The sequence below is a fragment of the Caldibacillus sp. 210928-DFI.2.18 genome, from assembly GCF_020554505.1.
In the GTDB taxonomy this organism is placed as follows: domain Bacteria; phylum Bacillota; class Bacilli; order Bacillales; family Caldibacillaceae; genus Caldifermentibacillus; species Caldifermentibacillus hisashii.
Genome location: NZ_JAJCHL010000076.1, coordinates 1 through 14,910, shown reverse-complemented (window position 1 = coordinate 14,910; position 14,910 = coordinate 1). Strand labels below are relative to the sequence as shown.

At 38.3% G+C, this 14,910-nt stretch carries 17 protein-coding genes and 1 pseudogene; 12 read left to right on the top strand and 6 right to left on the bottom strand.

Features of this window, described 5'->3' with window-relative positions:
• On the top strand, positions 1-239 hold a 239-nt coding region (locus LIZ98_RS13700), incomplete at its 5' end, for a hypothetical protein (RefSeq protein WP_227139968.1).
• Here LIZ98_RS13700 and LIZ98_RS13695 read toward each other — a convergent pair.
• Positions 217-966: an AraC family transcriptional regulator gene (locus LIZ98_RS13695; protein WP_034773332.1), complete on the bottom strand. Its 750-nt coding sequence runs from the start codon at positions 964-966 to the stop codon at positions 217-219. The genes LIZ98_RS13700 and LIZ98_RS13695 overlap by 23 nt on opposite strands.
• A gap of 151 nt (positions 967-1,117) precedes the next feature.
• On the opposite strand from LIZ98_RS13695, the gene LIZ98_RS13690 reads away from it, so the two are divergent.
• The 5 genes and pseudogenes from LIZ98_RS13690 to LIZ98_RS13670 all read left to right on the top strand — a co-directional run bounded on the left by LIZ98_RS13690 (position 1,118) and on the right by LIZ98_RS13670 (position 6,203).
• Positions 1,118-3,418 carry a glycoside hydrolase family 65 protein gene (locus LIZ98_RS13690; protein ID WP_227139969.1) on the top strand — a complete coding sequence of 767 codons (2,301 nt, stop codon included), beginning with the start codon at positions 1,118-1,120 and terminating at the stop codon, positions 3,416-3,418.
• A gap of 55 nt (positions 3,419-3,473) precedes the next feature.
• The gene (locus LIZ98_RS13685) at positions 3,474-3,665 is read left to right on the top strand and encodes a hypothetical protein (RefSeq protein WP_108898975.1); all 192 of its coding nucleotides are present in this window, start codon (positions 3,474-3,476) and stop codon (positions 3,663-3,665) included.
• 37 nt (positions 3,666-3,702) lie between these two features.
• Positions 3,703-4,347 (top strand): annotated as a pseudogene (locus tag LIZ98_RS13680) (carbohydrate ABC transporter permease); the annotation flags it as partial.
• A gap of 284 nt (positions 4,348-4,631) precedes the next feature.
• Positions 4,632-5,309 carry a YesL family protein gene (locus LIZ98_RS13675; RefSeq protein WP_227139970.1) on the top strand — a complete coding sequence of 226 codons (678 nt, stop codon included), beginning with the start codon at positions 4,632-4,634 and terminating at the stop codon, positions 5,307-5,309.
• A gap of 153 nt (positions 5,310-5,462) precedes the next feature.
• Entirely contained in the window at positions 5,463-6,203 is a 741-nt protein-coding gene (locus tag LIZ98_RS13670) for a DUF4230 domain-containing protein (RefSeq protein ID WP_034773325.1), read from the top strand.
• A gap of 142 nt (positions 6,204-6,345) precedes the next feature.
• On the opposite strand, the gene speE is transcribed toward LIZ98_RS13670, so the two are convergent.
• Complete coding sequence (gene speE, locus LIZ98_RS13665) at positions 6,346-7,218, bottom strand: polyamine aminopropyltransferase (protein ID WP_227139971.1); 873 nt, start codon at positions 7,216-7,218, stop codon at positions 6,346-6,348.
• A 187-nt stretch (positions 7,219-7,405) separates the two neighbouring features.
• Between speE and LIZ98_RS13660 the strand changes: the two genes are divergently transcribed.
• Positions 7,406-7,693 carry a YwdI family protein gene (locus LIZ98_RS13660; RefSeq protein ID WP_034773320.1) on the top strand — a complete coding sequence of 96 codons (288 nt, stop codon included), beginning with the start codon at positions 7,406-7,408 and terminating at the stop codon, positions 7,691-7,693.
• 164 nt (positions 7,694-7,857) lie between these two features.
• Positions 7,858-8,229, top strand: coding sequence for a DUF423 domain-containing protein (locus tag LIZ98_RS13655; RefSeq protein ID WP_034773318.1), 372 nt, complete (start codon positions 7,858-7,860; stop codon positions 8,227-8,229).
• Between the two features lie 135 nt (positions 8,230-8,364).
• Here the strand turns inward: LIZ98_RS13655 and gerQ are convergent, their stop codons facing one another.
• Positions 8,365-8,886: a spore coat protein GerQ gene (gene gerQ / locus LIZ98_RS13650; protein ID WP_034773316.1), complete on the bottom strand. Its 522-nt coding sequence runs from the start codon at positions 8,884-8,886 to the stop codon at positions 8,365-8,367.
• Positions 8,887-9,101: 215 nt separating this feature from the next.
• Positions 9,102-9,524, bottom strand: coding sequence for a cell wall hydrolase (locus LIZ98_RS13645; RefSeq protein ID WP_041844700.1), 423 nt, complete (start codon positions 9,522-9,524; stop codon positions 9,102-9,104).
• Positions 9,525-9,691: 167 nt separating this feature from the next.
• On the opposite strand from LIZ98_RS13645, the gene LIZ98_RS13640 reads away from it, so the two are divergent.
• The gene (locus LIZ98_RS13640) at positions 9,692-9,844 is read left to right on the top strand and encodes a hypothetical protein (protein ID WP_160289701.1); all 153 of its coding nucleotides are present in this window, start codon (positions 9,692-9,694) and stop codon (positions 9,842-9,844) included.
• A gap of 319 nt (positions 9,845-10,163) precedes the next feature.
• Here LIZ98_RS13640 and hemQ read toward each other — a convergent pair whose 3' ends face one another.
• Positions 10,164-10,913, bottom strand: coding sequence for a hydrogen peroxide-dependent heme synthase (gene hemQ, locus LIZ98_RS13635; protein WP_227092966.1), 750 nt, complete (start codon positions 10,911-10,913; stop codon positions 10,164-10,166).
• 247 nt (positions 10,914-11,160) lie between these two features.
• Between hemQ and pta the strand changes: the two genes are divergently transcribed.
• On the top strand, positions 11,161-12,132 hold the full coding sequence (gene pta / locus LIZ98_RS13630) for a phosphate acetyltransferase (protein WP_227139972.1): 972 nt from the start codon (positions 11,161-11,163) through the stop codon (positions 12,130-12,132).
• A gap of 149 nt (positions 12,133-12,281) precedes the next feature.
• Positions 12,282-13,121 carry an octanoyl-[GcvH]:protein N-octanoyltransferase gene (gene lipL, locus LIZ98_RS13625; RefSeq protein WP_227139973.1) on the top strand — a complete coding sequence of 280 codons (840 nt, stop codon included), beginning with the start codon at positions 12,282-12,284 and terminating at the stop codon, positions 13,119-13,121.
• 71 nt (positions 13,122-13,192) lie between these two features.
• On the opposite strand, the gene LIZ98_RS13620 is transcribed toward lipL, so the two are convergent.
• Positions 13,193-13,918 carry an RsfA family transcriptional regulator gene (locus LIZ98_RS13620; RefSeq protein WP_255602230.1) on the bottom strand — a complete coding sequence of 242 codons (726 nt, stop codon included), beginning with the start codon at positions 13,916-13,918 and terminating at the stop codon, positions 13,193-13,195.
• 253 nt (positions 13,919-14,171) lie between these two features.
• Between LIZ98_RS13620 and LIZ98_RS13615 the strand changes: the two genes are divergently transcribed.
• Positions 14,172-14,396, top strand: a complete 225-nt coding sequence (locus LIZ98_RS13615; RefSeq protein WP_041844696.1) for a YuzB family protein — start codon at positions 14,172-14,174, stop codon at positions 14,394-14,396.
• Positions 14,397-14,910: the final 514 nt, after the last annotated feature.

Sequence of the window (14,910 nt, the reverse complement as noted above, 5' to 3'; positions counted from 1 at the left end):
AAAACACTTGCTCTCTATTAGAATTCCCTGTAGTGTTCGGATCGGTTGTCAGTTGCACCGGTCAACTGAATAGGCTGCCGGTATCGAGTAGGTTATCAAGTAAAAACACTTGCTCTCTATTAGAATTCCCGGTGGATTTCGGATCGATAGTCAGTTGCACCGATCAAGTCAACAGCTTGCCGATGTCGGATAGCCAGACAAGTCCAAACCCTTTAATTACGATTCATTTTGATGATTAAGCTCGCGAAAGTCTTTTGGGGTGACACCGGTATATTTTTTAAATAAGGCGGTGTAATAACTTTGATTGCAAAAACGGAAAAGGTTTGAAATATCAGAGATTGATAGTTCGGAATGCAACAGGAAGTATTTGGATTCCTCAATTTTCTTTTGATTAATATAATTGCTAACTGTTGTCCCGGTCTCCTTCTTAAAAATATTAGAAAGGTAGCTTGGATGAATATATAAATCCTTTGCAATTTTTTCTAAAGAAAGCTCATGAAGAATATGTTCATGAATATACGAAATTGTCTGCATAACAATATTGGTGTACTTTGGTAATTGTTCATTTTTTAATTCCCGAATAAAAGTATAGATCATATTTATTTCAAACTCTTCAAGCTTAGCAGGATCATCCATACTCTCGATTTCTTGAATGAGAACATCACTTAAATTGTAGGCACTTTCCGGATGAAGCCCGCCCTGGATGGCAGCTCGTGTAAAAATTGTACAAGAACCGATTAAAGAATTTTTTAACGATCGGAGGGTGTTATTCGCCAATTTTGCACGTTTTTGTTTGTTAATTTCCTTTAATGTACTGATGGCTTCCTTCTCATTCCCCAACTTAATCGCAGTAATTAGTTTTTGTTCAAGTTGATAGGAGGGATGTAAGTATTCGTTTTTTTGGTTTTCAATTCTTGCTTTGTAATATTGTTTGACAATTTTCTTTTGTAGGGAGGCATCCATCATACCACCTAATTTCCTAAAAATATTAACAAAATCCTAAAAAACTTAATATAATTGTAAACGATTTCATCCTAGAATACAAATAGAATCACAGAAATGTAACAGATAGCGGTTAAATAATTTGTTAATAAAAATGAACATCGGAGTGTTTTGCATGACTTGGACAATAAAGAGTCAATCAATTAATCCCGAACGGTTAATTGTTGAAGAAAGTTTATTTTCATTAGCCAATGGATATTTAGGCGTCAGGGGAAATTTTGAAGAAGGTTATCGGGAAACGGACCCTACGATCAAAGGAACTTATATCAATGCTTTCTATGATATTACTGAGATTCCTTACGGGGAAAAACTGTATGGCTTTCCCTCAACCCAGCAAAAAATTGTCAATGTGATCGATGCCGGGCAAGTGTATATTTTGTTAGGTACAGATGAGGAACCTTTCAATCTGTTTACCGGTGAAGTAAAGGCATATGAACGAAAGCTGCACCTTGACAAAGGCTATGCGGAACGTTTGATTCATTGGTGCTCGCCCAAAGGAAAAGAGCTGAAATTATATTTTCGCAGATTTGTCTCCTTCGAGAAGAAAGAGCTGTTTTCTATACAAATAAAAATTGAACCGATTAATTTTTTTGGTAAGGTAAAAATAGTCTCTACTGTCAATGGGGATGTCAAAAATTATGTCAATGAAAATGATCCGCGTGTAGGGTCCGGGCATGGAAAATTACTGACTACAATCGAATCGAAAATGGTTGGAGAGTATGCGGTTGTTGTCAATCAAACAACAAATTCCGGGTTACAAACAGCCTGTATTACATCTTATCAATATGTTGAGGGAACACGAACGGATCAGGTGAGGGACCAATCCGTTGAAACAACGATTGAATTTTTCCTTGACAAACCAAGAACAGTGGAAAAACGAAATATTTATGTTGACACACGCAGACATGGTGAAAATCTTAGCGAAAAGGGCATAGATCTTCAAAATCAATTAAAGACCGTAACTTTTGAAGAATTACTTAGCGAACAAATTGATTATGTACAAAAATTTTGGAACCATGCCGATATCGTTATTCATGGAGATGATAAAGTCCAGGAAGGAATCCGCTTTAATCTTTATCATCTGCTTCAGTCGGCCGGGCGAGATCCGCTTTCAAATATTGCCGCGAAAGGTTTGTCCGGAGAAGGGTATGAAGGTCATTATTTCTGGGATACAGAAATTTATATGCTTCCCGTCTTTATTATGACCAAACCGGAAATTGCCAAGCAGTTGCTCTTGTATCGTTATTCCATTTTGGATCATGCGAGGAAGCGGGCAAAAGAAATGGGACATCGAAAAGGAGCTTTATTTCCGTGGCGAACGATAGCCGGTGGAGAATGTTCGTCCTATTTTCCCGCCGGAACTGCCCAATATCATATAAGTGCCGATATCGCCTACGGATTTGTGCAATATTACTTAGCGACAAAGGATGAAGCGTTCTTTCGTTCGTACGCTACCGAAGTATTATTTGAAACAGCCAGACTTTGGTTGGAAGTCGGTCATTTTACCGAGGGGCAGTTTAAAATCGATGCGGTTACCGGTCCGGATGAATATACGGCCATTGTCAATAACAATTACTATACGAATGTGATGGCTAAGTACAATTTGAAGTGGGCAGTAAAGGCATTTAAAAAGCTGGAAAAAGATGCGCCGGAGTTACTGGCAGAACTAAAAGAAAAAATTCAGTTAGAGAACGACGAGCCGGACATGTGGCAAGAAACGGCAACAAAAATGTTTTTGCCTTATGATGAGCAATTAAAAATCAATCCGCAAGACGACACGTTTTTACAAAAGGCGGTTTGGGATTTTGAACATACGCCAAAGGATCATTATCCGTTACTGCTGCATTATCATCCGTTAACTTTATATCGGTATCAAGTATGCAAACAGGCAGATACGGTTCTAGCCCATTTTCTTTTAGAAGATGAAGTAACCGAAGAAACAATGACAAATTCATATTTTTACTATGAAGGAATCACGACCCATGATTCTTCGCTTTCATCTTGTATCTTTAGCATTATGGGAGCGAAAATAGGTGACATTGAAAAAGCCTATCAATACTTTATTGAAACGGCCCGACTTGATTTGGACAACACCCATGGAAACACAAAAGATGGTCTTCATCTGGCGAATATGGGCGGTACGTGGTTAGCCATCGTATTTGGCTTTGCAGGTCTTAGATTAAAAGAAGATGGTCTTCATTTTAACCCGGCTTTACCCAGTAAGTGGGAAGGATACGAATGTTCACTCCAATATTGTGGAAGGGCGATTCATTTGAAAGTTGAAAAAGAGCGTATCGTCATTGAAATCAGCGGAAATCCATTAAAAGTTTCTGTTTACAGTAAAACATTTCAGGTAAGTGAACAATCAAGTTTAATCGTTCCAATGATGAAGAAAGAAAGTGGAGTCAGGTTATAACCATTTCATAAATGGTTTTAATAAATAAACTGATAAAAAAGAGGGGGAACCAATAATGAAATTCAGAAAGAAATCTTGGCTTGCCTTTTTGTTAATGGTTGTTATATCGCTGGTCTTAACAGCTTGTGGTGGTGGAAACGATGATAAAGCAAAGAAAGATGATTCAGGGGATGATGGCGGAGGGAAAAAGATCACCATTTTCCAAAGTAAAGTAGAAATTTCAGATCAACTGGAAGCACTTGCATAAGAATATGAAAAAGAAACCGGTGTAAAAGTGGAAATTAAATGCCTTTGGAAATTCACTATTTATTACTGTCGTTTCTGTTATTTTTATCGTCATTTTATCGTCGATGACTGCATGGATGTTGGCAAGAACGAATAATCGAATAAGCAAAATTATTTTTATGACTTTTATTGCAACGATGCTTATTCCTTTCCAAACCATCATGATGCCGCTAATGCAGGAAATGAACTGGATTATGAAAACTATCGGAATTCCGATGTTAAATACCCGCGGCGGTCTGATTTTTATGAATATCGGTTTTAATACAAGTATGGCCGTTTTTCTTTATCACGGATTTATTAAGTCGATCCCGCTTTCATTGGAAGAGGCGGCAATGATAGACGGAGCTTCAAAATTCGGTATCTTTTGGCGGATCATTTTCCCGATGTTGAAACCAATTACCGTGACAGTTATGATTTTAAATGTTATTAGTATTTGGAACGACTATTTGCTGCCATCCTTAGTGTTGACACAAAAAGAGTTAAGAACGATTCCGTTGTCCACCTTCTATTTCTTTGGCGAATTCACGATCCAATGGAACCAGGCAATGGCCGGACTTGTATTGACAATTATACCGGTTGTCGTCTTCTATGTATTTGCCCAAAAATATATAATTAAAGGGATAGCAGAAGGAGCGGTCAAGTAGGGTGAGGCAATCTGCGTTTTTCGTTCGGAAGGATATATCGATCTTAATTGACTAAATAATCAGGATCAAATAGAGTGAGGCAATCTGCGTTTTCGTTTGGTGCGAATAGACCGGTTTAAATTAATTAAATAATCGGGATTAAGTAGAGTGAGACAATGGCGTTTTCAGGTTGGTGCGATATACACTGTCCCCATTGACTATATGGTCGAGGTCAAGTAAGGTGTGGTAACAGGCACTTTTCAGATCGATAATAAATTGTCATAAAGAAGGCAGTGATAATAAATATGTCTCGTTTTTGGGAAACTTTCAATGAAGCTGTCGAATGGTTTGTTAAGATGACCATAACAAATATTTATTGGTTTATTTTAAATCTGCCATTCGCATTTGTTATTTTTACTATGATATTTAGCCCAGTGAAAATTGGGCTTTTGTATTATCTTCTTTGTTTCTTTATTCTCGTCCCTCTACTGTTTTTCCCTGGCACAACAGCTTTGTTTGCCGTTGCCCGTGACTGGGTTTTGAAAAGGGAAACAGCGTCTCATGCAACGGCATTTTTTAAATATTTTAAGGATAATTATAAAAAAAGTGTTATCTCCGGTTTGATCTTTATGTTTTTGTGGTTAATTATTGTTGGCGATGTTTACTATTTACAAAGTGTTGGTAATGCAGTATTTTCCATGATTTTTCTTATATTCGGTGCAGGGTTGCTTGTTTATACGATACAATTCATTTCACTGTCTGTGCATTTTGAAATGGATGTAAAAACATTATTAAAAAATGCCTTTTATTTCACCTTTGGAAAACCGATCTATTCTTTACTTATTTTTTTCATAACGACCTTTCTTATTTATGTGAGTATAGCAAAGTTATGGTTTTTGCTTCCTTTTTTCACCGGTTCCATCATTGCTTACTTGTCATTTTTTATTTTTTATCGGATGTATTTACGAATCAAGCATGAATAACTGCGACCGGTTGCAATGGGCTATGTTGTGTAAATAGTTTTCAAGAATAGTGAAGTAAAAACAATCTATCATACTGGTGGAATCTGTAAATAGTATTGTTCAGGTAATTTTGCTAAACTAGATGTATCTAAATGGAAACGGTGGGGAAGATTGATGGCTCATCAGGAAGATACAGAAACCTTGGAAGAGATAAAGAAAATGATAAATGAATTAAAACAGACAAAAGCAGAAATCGGTGCAACGGCAGCAGTCCGGCAACACACGGTCTATCGACGACTGTTTTCAAATATAAAAAGCCGAATGATCATGTTCTCCCTCCTTCTTCTCCTACTTTTGACCGTCTTTCTTGGCATTCGTTCGATATTTGTGAGAGAGGGAGAGACTCAAAAGGTTGCCGGTTTTGTTGAGCAAATTCAAGATTTGTCCACGCTTGCGACATCGAAAGCTTATATGAAGGCAGTTGTTGAACAAGAAGATAATCAACTTTTTGGTCAAAAAATTGACGCAAATCTTCCGGGTACGAAGCGGAAAATTTTAATCATTATTCCCGGTGAAGTAATTGCGGGTGTTGATTTGTCAAAGGTAACGAAAAGTGATTTAGAGATAAATGAAGATCATAAAACGATTCACCTTATTTTACCGAAAGCGGAAATTATTCAGAAACCGACGCTTTATTTTGATCAAGCACAAATTTTTTCATCGGAAGGCTTGTTTCGGAGTGAGGCTTCCATTGATGAAGGATATGCTTTTGCTGAATTGGCCCAAGATCAAATTGTAGCGGAGGCAACTGAACAGGGATTGCTGACTTCCGCTGAAGAGCAAGCGACAAAAGTAATTGAAACATTCATGAACCGGATGGGATATAAAGCAACAATAGAATATAAGGATAATTGAAGTAGGAAACGGACGAACAAGAACAAAGATGGTTCGTCCGTTGTTTTTAGTATAGTAAAAAATGGGTAAAGACGTTCGATACGTTTCATTAAGAGCTTTATCAGAAAAGCAATGTAAGCAGTCCTCTTTAGCTTAACTAGCTCTAATGTGAATGATTTGGCACTAGCCTTTTCAGAAACTCCGGCAAGGTAAAGCAGCTTTCGAAAACGCCTTGATTAAAATAGTTTGTATCTACATTTTTAAAATGGACACGACCAGGTTCAATCGGATTTCCTTTTGTACCGATCGTGAAACTCCACATGCCGCCGGGATAAGTAGGGACAATGGCGGTATAGGTTTTTGTGTCAGTGAATAATTTTTCAAAATGGGTTCGTGTTTGTTTGACAATTGCTTGTTGGAAAATGGGTGACTGGCTTTGACAAACAAGAATACCATCTTTCTTTAGAGCCTTATGTAAATTTTGATAAAAGTCGTATTCAAATAATGCCTCGGCAGGACCGACCGGATCGGAGGAGTCCACGATTATCACATCATATGCATCCTCTTTTTCCTGTGCGAAGGCAAGTCCATCGGTAAAAATAAAATTCACCCGCGGATCATGTAAATTTCCGGAAACCTCTTGTAAATGCTCCTTGCACGCTTTTACAACCAGTTCATCAATTTCCACCATATCGATTTGTGTGAGACTTGGGTATTTCGTTGCTTCTCGTGCCGCCCCGCAATCACCGCCACCGATGATCAGCACATTTTTCGGATTGGGGTGCAGTTGGAGCGGAACATGGGTAATCATTTCGTTATAAATATAGCCATCCATCGCTGTAGTTTGAACGACCCCATCCAAGACAAGCATTCGACCGAAATCATCCGACTCGACAATCATGACATGTTGAATCGGAGACTGTTCTGAAAAAATAACTTTTTTTAACCGGTAGCTGATTTGTAAATGTTCCCGGTCGTCCTCTGTAAGCCACAAGACCTCGTCTTTTTCTTCAATCCAAGAAGGATAATTAGCCATTTGCACAAACTCCTTTATCGTCTTTTTCTACCATTTAGTTTATCAAAAAAGAGTCTTCTATTCTAAAAAAAGAAGCAATTATCAAATTGTGGAATTGTAAACAGTCTTCCATTAGCTTATTCCATTCATTTTTTGTAAAATAAGGATAGCTCAAGAGTTTGAAAAAAGAGTTAGAAAAGGTGATGACATGCAAATATCCTATCAAGTTTTATTGAACAAGATGGGGGAAAAGGTGAATGAAGCAAAAAGGGAAACATCAGATACCAAAATTCGTGAACATATACAAGCAATTAAAACATTATGTGAAGTGATGCTGGAGGAATCAAGTTCAGTTGGTAGTGAGCAAGCATACTCCAGACCTGTTCAGCCGATTTCTGTTTCTACACCCAAAGCCGTGACAGCGACGAACACGTTGATGGAAAAGAAACTGGAAACAGATGACGGGGCAAACGGCGACTCTTTATTTGATTTTTAAGTAATTGCATGGATAAAGGGACTTGGCAATTTTTTAGAATGGGCAAAAAGCAACTTGAGGATTTTTAAAAGTTGAAGGAAAGGGACTTGGAGTGCTTTGGCGATTTTCATAGATGTTTCCGTAAAAGTATTTCAAAATTTATAGAAAGGAAAGCGGTGAAATAAATGAATCTATTTTTATTTTTAGGTGCGTTAAATGGGTTTTTATCTGTTGCACTGGGGGCGTTTGGTGCCCATATATTAGAAGGAAAACTGAGTGATCACTATTTATCAACATGGCAAACCGGCGTTCAATATCAAATGTTTCATGCGCTTGCTTTATTGGCGGTAGGTCTGTTAATGTCAAAATTCCCGGCAAGTTCACTTATATCCTGGTCAGGTTGGCTGTTTTTTGCCGGAATTGTGCTGTTTTCGGGAAGTTTATATATTTTAAGTCTTACCGGTGTGAAGGTGCTTGGGGCAATTACACCAATCGGTGGCGTATCTTTCCTGATCGCCTGGATATTGCTTATGGTGGCGGCAAGTAAATTATTTTAATAGGAACTTGTTTGTCTTATATAACGTACAAAAAATACAGATGTGAAGCCAACTTCAAGTATGAAACTGTAAAAGTCAAGAAAAAGAGACTGCTATTTGAAACGAAGGGCAGTCTCACTTTATCCGGTTAGCTGATCATCTCGGCTGATAAGTAGTAACCCCTTGTTGAAATCCTGTGCCGGGGAAAGGATAATCGTACTGAATTTCTTCTTCAAAAACAGCATAATTAAAGTAAACCATTGGCAGTAAATAACGATAACCGGTTTCAGGATCGCTTAAGATAAGGTGATCTCGTCCGGCTGCTTCAACAATACCGCGGAATACTTTTGAATTCCACTCTTGGCTTCCTTCAAAGGCCATATACACGGTTACAAGCTTTCCTTTATTTAGCCGCAGTATGTTTTCAATATAGGATTGTTCAATTGGCAACATTCCCGGAACTTGAACACCGGTCGTGGCAATGCCGGGTGTTTGTACCGCTGTACCCGCAGGCATTTGCGGAAAGGTAGGCATTTGTGGATAGCCAGGTATATATGCGCCAGCTTGTTGCCCGGTTTGTACGGGTTGCCCGTATTGAAAACCTCCTGCTGCTTGTTGATACGGATTCGTTTGCCGATAATATTGATATCCTGTAAAATTTCCTGAATTCGCACTCATGGTAAATCCTCCTCATGAAAAATTTCAAGCGTATATAATTTTTAATGGACACTTGATTTGTCATTCCGGCTAACTTTATAAACTAGGAAAAACGGTGTATATTTTTTTATAAACACTTGATTTCCGCCGGGTCTGCATAATGTCTTTTACTAGAATCAGGGGTGGTCGTAATTTTTCTAAGTGAAAAGACAGTATTACAATGCAATTTTTTTAAACTAAAAGACAGTAGGGCATGCAGATTGAGAGGGGGAATAGAAACAGTGTGACTTATATCGGCCGGAATTCCATTGATTGAACCATTGCGCGGGACAAGAACCCGTCGGCTTGAAAAACCAAAGTGAATTCGTGGCGGGATGAAATCGTTCCCCTCTAATAACCCTTCTTGCTAGGCGTAGTTCATTTTCTCTAGCTGGTTGATAAAAATACCCCTTTTGTGTTGCCTCGAAGCCGCCGGGTGATTGAAATACCATTTGTTTTACCGAACGGACATCTTTAAAGTCTAAGCAATCGGCACGGACACGGTTAACACCGACGTTACCGACCATTAGCATGCCAAGATTACCCTCTCCTTCAGCCTCTGCCCGAATTAATCTGGCGAGTAGCCGGACGTCTGCATCATTATATTGAATGACTGCCAAAAACAATCCCCCATTTCAAAATAGAGTTAGACTCTAATTTTCAATGTATGAAAGATCGTTGGCCAATGTTCATATTTTGCAACAAATAAACTGGAAAGGGTTAAGCGAAATTTCAATCCGTAGGGCTTTTTTTCACCAATGCAATAGGCAAGTTTACAGACTATGCGATGATGAAGTCCGCGTTAAATACAATCGCTTTTTTACATCCTCAAAAAGTAGGAATGATTGCTGCAATGAAGGAATGGTTTGCATCAGTTGATAGAATTAACCGGGAAACCGTGTTGGGAGGAATTGGCTGGAATACACAAACGGATCAATAGTTGTATTTGGGTCCCGAAAAAACCCACATTGTATATATATGCAAGTATTTTTTCGGTATTACTGAAAAGATATTAGAAAAGTGGCAGTCTAAAAAACTATGTACCTAAATAAAAACCGAGCGCCCCGCTGACGTACTTATTGACTCGTTAAAAACACAAGCCCAGTTGCAAGCATGTCTGCCCAATGCCTGATGTCCCAACAAAGAAGGATGAAAATTTTAGGGGATGATTAGTGGTTTGGGCGTCCTTAATGAGAATAATTTTGCAAAAAAAAGACCAAGAATGTTGATTTTCAGGGGGCATTCTTGGCCTTACATCATTAGATTTCCATCATTTTTTTAAATTTATCATTGTCAAGTAAGTTCCCGACAAAGAATGAACCAAATTCTCCAAACCGGGCACTTACTTCATCAAAGCGCATTTCATAGACCAATTTTTTGAACTGTAAAACATCGTCAGAAAAAAGGGAAACGCCCCATTCCCAATCGTCAAAACCAACAGAACCGGTAATAATTTGTTTTACTTTGCCGGCGTATTTTCTGCCAATTTCACCGTGACTTCTCATGAAATCTCTTCGTTCTTCCATTGATAACATATACCAGTTATCGTTCCCTTGCCGGCGTTTATCCATCGGGTAGAAACAAAAATATTTTGATTTAGGCAGGTTTGGATATAATCTGGAACGGACATACGGATTTTCGTACGGATCACTGCCATCATCTTTCCCTAAGTAACTGCTTAACTCCACAACCGATACATAAGAATAGGTAGGTATGAAAAAGTCTGCCAATGTTGTTTTATTTAATTCTGTTTCAACTTCATTTAACTCATCCATCGTTGGCCGTAAAATCATAAACATCAAATCCGCCTTTTGTCCGACAATTGAGTAAAAAGCATGGCTACCTTTTTCTCCTTCTTCAACAACATGCCAATTATTTAACATATGTTCAAATTCTTGAACCGCTTCGTTTCTTTCTGCTTCTGATAATTGTTTCCAAGAAGTCCAATCAATTTTGCGGAAATCATGTAAACAATACCAACCATCCAATGTTTGCACTGCTTCACTCATTCAACAACACTCCTCGTCCATTTTTCTTTACTATACCATATGACGAATAGCGAATTCTCCTCAAACGCATTTGACAACTTTGTGAACGTTCTCATGATGAAAATAGGATTGTCCGGTATAGTTTATGGAAAAAATCGAACAATACTAATACAACTTGTCCTGATCTTTGTTGATTTATTAATATAGCTTGCAATTTTTTTCACAAATAGTATCCTTAAAAATGAAGGAGTTAAAGGAGGATTTCAATATGGATTTATTTACATCGATAAAAGAAAAAGTGAACGGGAAAAATTTACGTATTGTTTTTCCGGAGGGCTATGATGAACGGATTTTAAAAGCAGCTACTCGACTTGCTTCAGAACATGTGTTGGAACCTGTTTTGATCGGAAACCGAGCCGAGTTGGAACAGAAGGCAAAAGACCTTGGTGTATCCATTGAAGGCATTGAAGTATTAAATCCACATACATATCCCGAAATGGAAAAAATGGTGACAGAATTTGTTGAACGTCGCAAAGGGAAAGCAACGGAAGAACAAGCACGTGAATTATTAAAGGATGAAAATTATTTTGGTACAATGCTTGTTTACTTGAAAAAAGCTGATGGTCTTGTAAGTGGTGCCGCTCATTCAACTGCAGACACTGTAAGACCCGCTTTGCAAATTATAAAAACAAAACCGGGTATCAAAAGAACTTCCGGTGCTTTTATCATGGTACGCGGCGATGAAAAATATGTATTTGCTGATTGTGCAATCAATATTACCCTGGACGCCCAAGGTTTGGCAGAGGTAGCAGTGGTAAGTGAACAGACGGCTAAAATGTTTGATATTGATCCAAAAATTGCTATGTTAAGTTTCTCAACAAAAGGATCGGCTAAATCAGAAGAAACGGAAAAAGTAGCTGAAGCTGTAAAACTTGCCAAAGAAATGAATCCGGAATTGATAATTGACGGAGAATTTCAATTTGATGCCGCCTTTGTTCCAGCTGTGGCGGAGAAAAAAGCACCCTGTTCGATAATTAAAGGGGATTCGACCGTCTTTATCTTCCCGAGTTTAGAGGCGGGCAATATCGGTTACAAAATTGCTCAGCGGCTCGGAAATTTTGAAGCGGTAGGACCAATTTTACAAGGATTAAATGCACCGGTAAACGATTTGTCTCGCGGTTGCAATGAAGAGGATGTTTATAAATTAGCTTTGATCACTGCTGCACAAGCATTACAATAAAGTATTTGTTAAAAGATCTATACTGAGGATGGGGAAAGTTGGCTTATTTAGGCACTTCTCAAATAAGGGAAGCGCATGAGTCAACTTTCTTTATGTTATAATAACGAAGGAAAAACTACTCAAGAGACGTATAAAAAGGAGAAAAAAGAATGGATGATGTTCTTAAACTTCTTGAACAAGATGAATGGAGAATTATTGACCAATCCAGTTTAGGTCCAATGTTCCATCCGCTTCAATCTTTTGCAATGGACGATACATTATGTGAATCGGTCGGAACTGGTCTATCAAACGCCGTCGCCAGAACATGGGTTCATCATCATTCCGTTATTTTAGGGATTCAAGATATTCGCTTACCTTATTTAGTGGATGGTCTAAAATTTTTAGAAGAATCCGGCTACCGTTATATTGTGCGAACATCCGGAGGGCTTGCCGTCTACTTAGATGAAGGGGTGCTTAATATTACATTGGTGTTCCCCGAAAAGGAAAAGGGGATTGAGATTAACCGCGGGTACGAAGCGATGTACCGTTTTGTTCAATTGATGTTTGCCGACCTCACAGATCAGATTAAGGCGGGCGAGATTCACGGATCTTATTGTCCCGGCAGTTATGATTTAAGCATAAATGGAAAAAAGTTTGCAGGTATTTCTCAGCGGCGGGTAAAAAAAGGTGTTGCCGTCCAAATTTATTTATGTGTAACAGGCAGTGGCAGCAAAAGAGCTGAGGTTATTCGTCAATTTTATGAAAAATCACTGAAGGGTACGGTAACAAAATTTGCATATCCGCAAATTACACCGGAAGTAATGGCTTCCTTATCCGAATTACTCGGAATAGACATCACCATTGAACAATGTATGTTACGCTTTCTCCAAGTGTTGAAAAAAGTGAGCGGCGGGAAATTTTACACGAGTCAACTAACCGCTGAAGAAAGCGACTTATATGAGCATTATTATAAGAGAGTAGTTGAACGAAATGAGAAATGGTTGCCGTAAGAATACGGAAGGCTTACTGAAAATGAGCAAGCCTTCCCTACGATATGTTTTCTGTTGTTGCCAAGACTACCTTATTCAGCAACTTTTTCCAAATTTCCATTACGATCCATCTTAAAGGTAGTGGAAGGCTTCTCCTCTTCTTCAAACAGCACCAGTTTACGGGCTCGGTTCATAATTTTTACTAACGTTTCATAGTCTTCCTGCATTGTTGTTGAGTTTTCTTCCAACTCTTTGACCTTTTCTTCTAATTCCTGGTTTTGTTTGCGTAAATCAGCGATCTCTCTTTTCAAACTTTCATTCTCATTTTTATAAATACTTGCTTGTAGATTGGAATTGTTCAAGTTTTGTAAAAAGCGAATGACCATATCCATCGTTAAGTTTTGCGGATGGACAGATGTACCTGCAGTTGATACAGGCACTTGATTTTCTGCCATTTCTGCTCCAACAGGCTGATCCATTACACCGGTTTCAATTGTTGCTATTTCAGTTGATAATTCCAATTCTTCCGGAGTAGGAATTGGCGGCTGGTAAAGTAATTTTTTCTTGCCACCGTGATCCTTTCCTAACAATCTTTGCTTTTGTTTTCTTTGTTTCTTTGCCAGTTGTAGGGCTTTTTCATATTTATGACGGACGACCGCATTCCAACGAAAGCCGCACGCAGCACTCGTCCGATTTAATTTGTCACCTACCTCTTCGAAAGCATTCAATTGTGTACTTCCTTCTCTTACATGTCGTAATACAGTTTCAGCTAGTAATAAATCATTTTCTTCTGTCCATGCATCTTGACGTACTTTCATTATTCTCAACTCCCAATTATGCAAAATTTTATTATTGATTGGTTTACTATTATCATGGACAGTATTTTTATAATTTATACAATAAAAGATAAAAGGATAATAGTTTTTTAATATTTTTTTGCGTTTTACAACCCGAATGTGGTTTTGCTTCACTTGATATATGTATTTTTTGGTTGTACAATACCATTTAGTGACGAATTAGCTATCCCCACTAGGGTTGACTGATATTTTATTTGAAAGGATTGTACGTAAAATGGCAAACGAATTTCGGGTTTGCGATGATTGTCAAGCTGTAAATTTAAAAACATTGATTCCAAAATTGAAAGAACTCGATCCCGATGCAACTATAAAAATAGGTTGTCAATCTTATTGCGGACCAGGGCGAAAAAAAACATTCACTTTTGTCAATAACCGACCGGTAGCTGCACTGACTGAAGATGAATTAATGGAAAAAGTAAAACAAAAATTGAAAATGTAGGTAGGCGTGGGTACGGGTTGGCGTAATCGTCAGCCTCTTTTTTATACGTTAAGCATATAAATTTCCAGCAGGGAAGTGAATTCGACTTAGCGGGAAATTTTTAGGAATAGTGCAAAAGGAAAGCTTGGTTGTGCAAGGAAGGCCATAGAGTGAGGTACGGACAATTCTATGAGACATTTTGGCTTGATTTTCCACAAATTTTGTCTCATAGGGCCGTTCTATGAGACACTTTTGCTTCGATTTCCACTGATTTTGTCCCATAGCAGGGGATCCAGGCAATTCTATGAGACATTTTGGCTTGATTTTCAACAAATTTTGTCTCATAGGGCCGTTCTATGAGCCATTTTTGCTTCGAATTCCGCTGATTTTGTCCCATAGCAGGGGATCCGGGTAATTCTATGGGACATTTTGGCTTGATTTTCCACAAATTTTGTCTCATAGGGCCGTTCTATGAGACACTTTTGCTTCGATTTCCACTGATTTTGTCCCATAGCAGGGGATCCAGGCAATTCTA

Excerpts from the sequence above, each read along its gene's own strand:
- LIZ98_RS13615 (WP_041844696.1), top strand. The coding sequence starts at position 14,172 with ATGGCAAACGAATTTCGGGTTTGCGATGATTGTCAAGCTGTAAATTTA.
- hemQ (WP_227092966.1), bottom strand. The coding sequence starts at position 10,913 with ATGAGTGAAGCAGTGCAAACATTGGATGGTTGGTATTGTTTACATGAT.
- LIZ98_RS13640 (WP_160289701.1), top strand. The coding sequence starts at position 9,692 with ATGATGAAGTCCGCGTTAAATACAATCGCTTTTTTACATCCTCAAAAA.
- speE (WP_227139971.1), bottom strand. The coding sequence starts at position 7,218 with ATGGCTAATTATCCTTCTTGGATTGAAGAAAAAGACGAGGTCTTGTGG.
- gerQ (WP_034773316.1), bottom strand. The coding sequence starts at position 8,886 with ATGAGTGCGAATTCAGGAAATTTTACAGGATATCAATATTATCGGCAA.
- LIZ98_RS13670 (WP_034773325.1), top strand. The coding sequence starts at position 5,463 with ATGGCTCATCAGGAAGATACAGAAACCTTGGAAGAGATAAAGAAAATG.
- LIZ98_RS13620 (WP_255602230.1), bottom strand. The coding sequence starts at position 13,918 with ATGAAAGTACGTCAAGATGCATGGACAGAAGAAAATGATTTATTACTA.
- LIZ98_RS13660 (WP_034773320.1), top strand. The coding sequence starts at position 7,406 with ATGCAAATATCCTATCAAGTTTTATTGAACAAGATGGGGGAAAAGGTG.
- pta (WP_227139972.1), top strand. The coding sequence starts at position 11,161 with ATGGATTTATTTACATCGATAAAAGAAAAAGTGAACGGGAAAAATTTA.
- LIZ98_RS13690 (WP_227139969.1), top strand. The coding sequence starts at position 1,118 with ATGACTTGGACAATAAAGAGTCAATCAATTAATCCCGAACGGTTAATT.
- LIZ98_RS13685 (WP_108898975.1), top strand. The coding sequence starts at position 3,474 with ATGAAATTCAGAAAGAAATCTTGGCTTGCCTTTTTGTTAATGGTTGTT.
- LIZ98_RS13695 (WP_034773332.1), bottom strand. The coding sequence starts at position 966 with ATGATGGATGCCTCCCTACAAAAGAAAATTGTCAAACAATATTACAAA.
- LIZ98_RS13655 (WP_034773318.1), top strand. The coding sequence starts at position 7,858 with ATGAATCTATTTTTATTTTTAGGTGCGTTAAATGGGTTTTTATCTGTT.
- LIZ98_RS13675 (WP_227139970.1), top strand. The coding sequence starts at position 4,632 with ATGTCTCGTTTTTGGGAAACTTTCAATGAAGCTGTCGAATGGTTTGTT.
- lipL (WP_227139973.1), top strand. The coding sequence starts at position 12,282 with ATGGATGATGTTCTTAAACTTCTTGAACAAGATGAATGGAGAATTATT.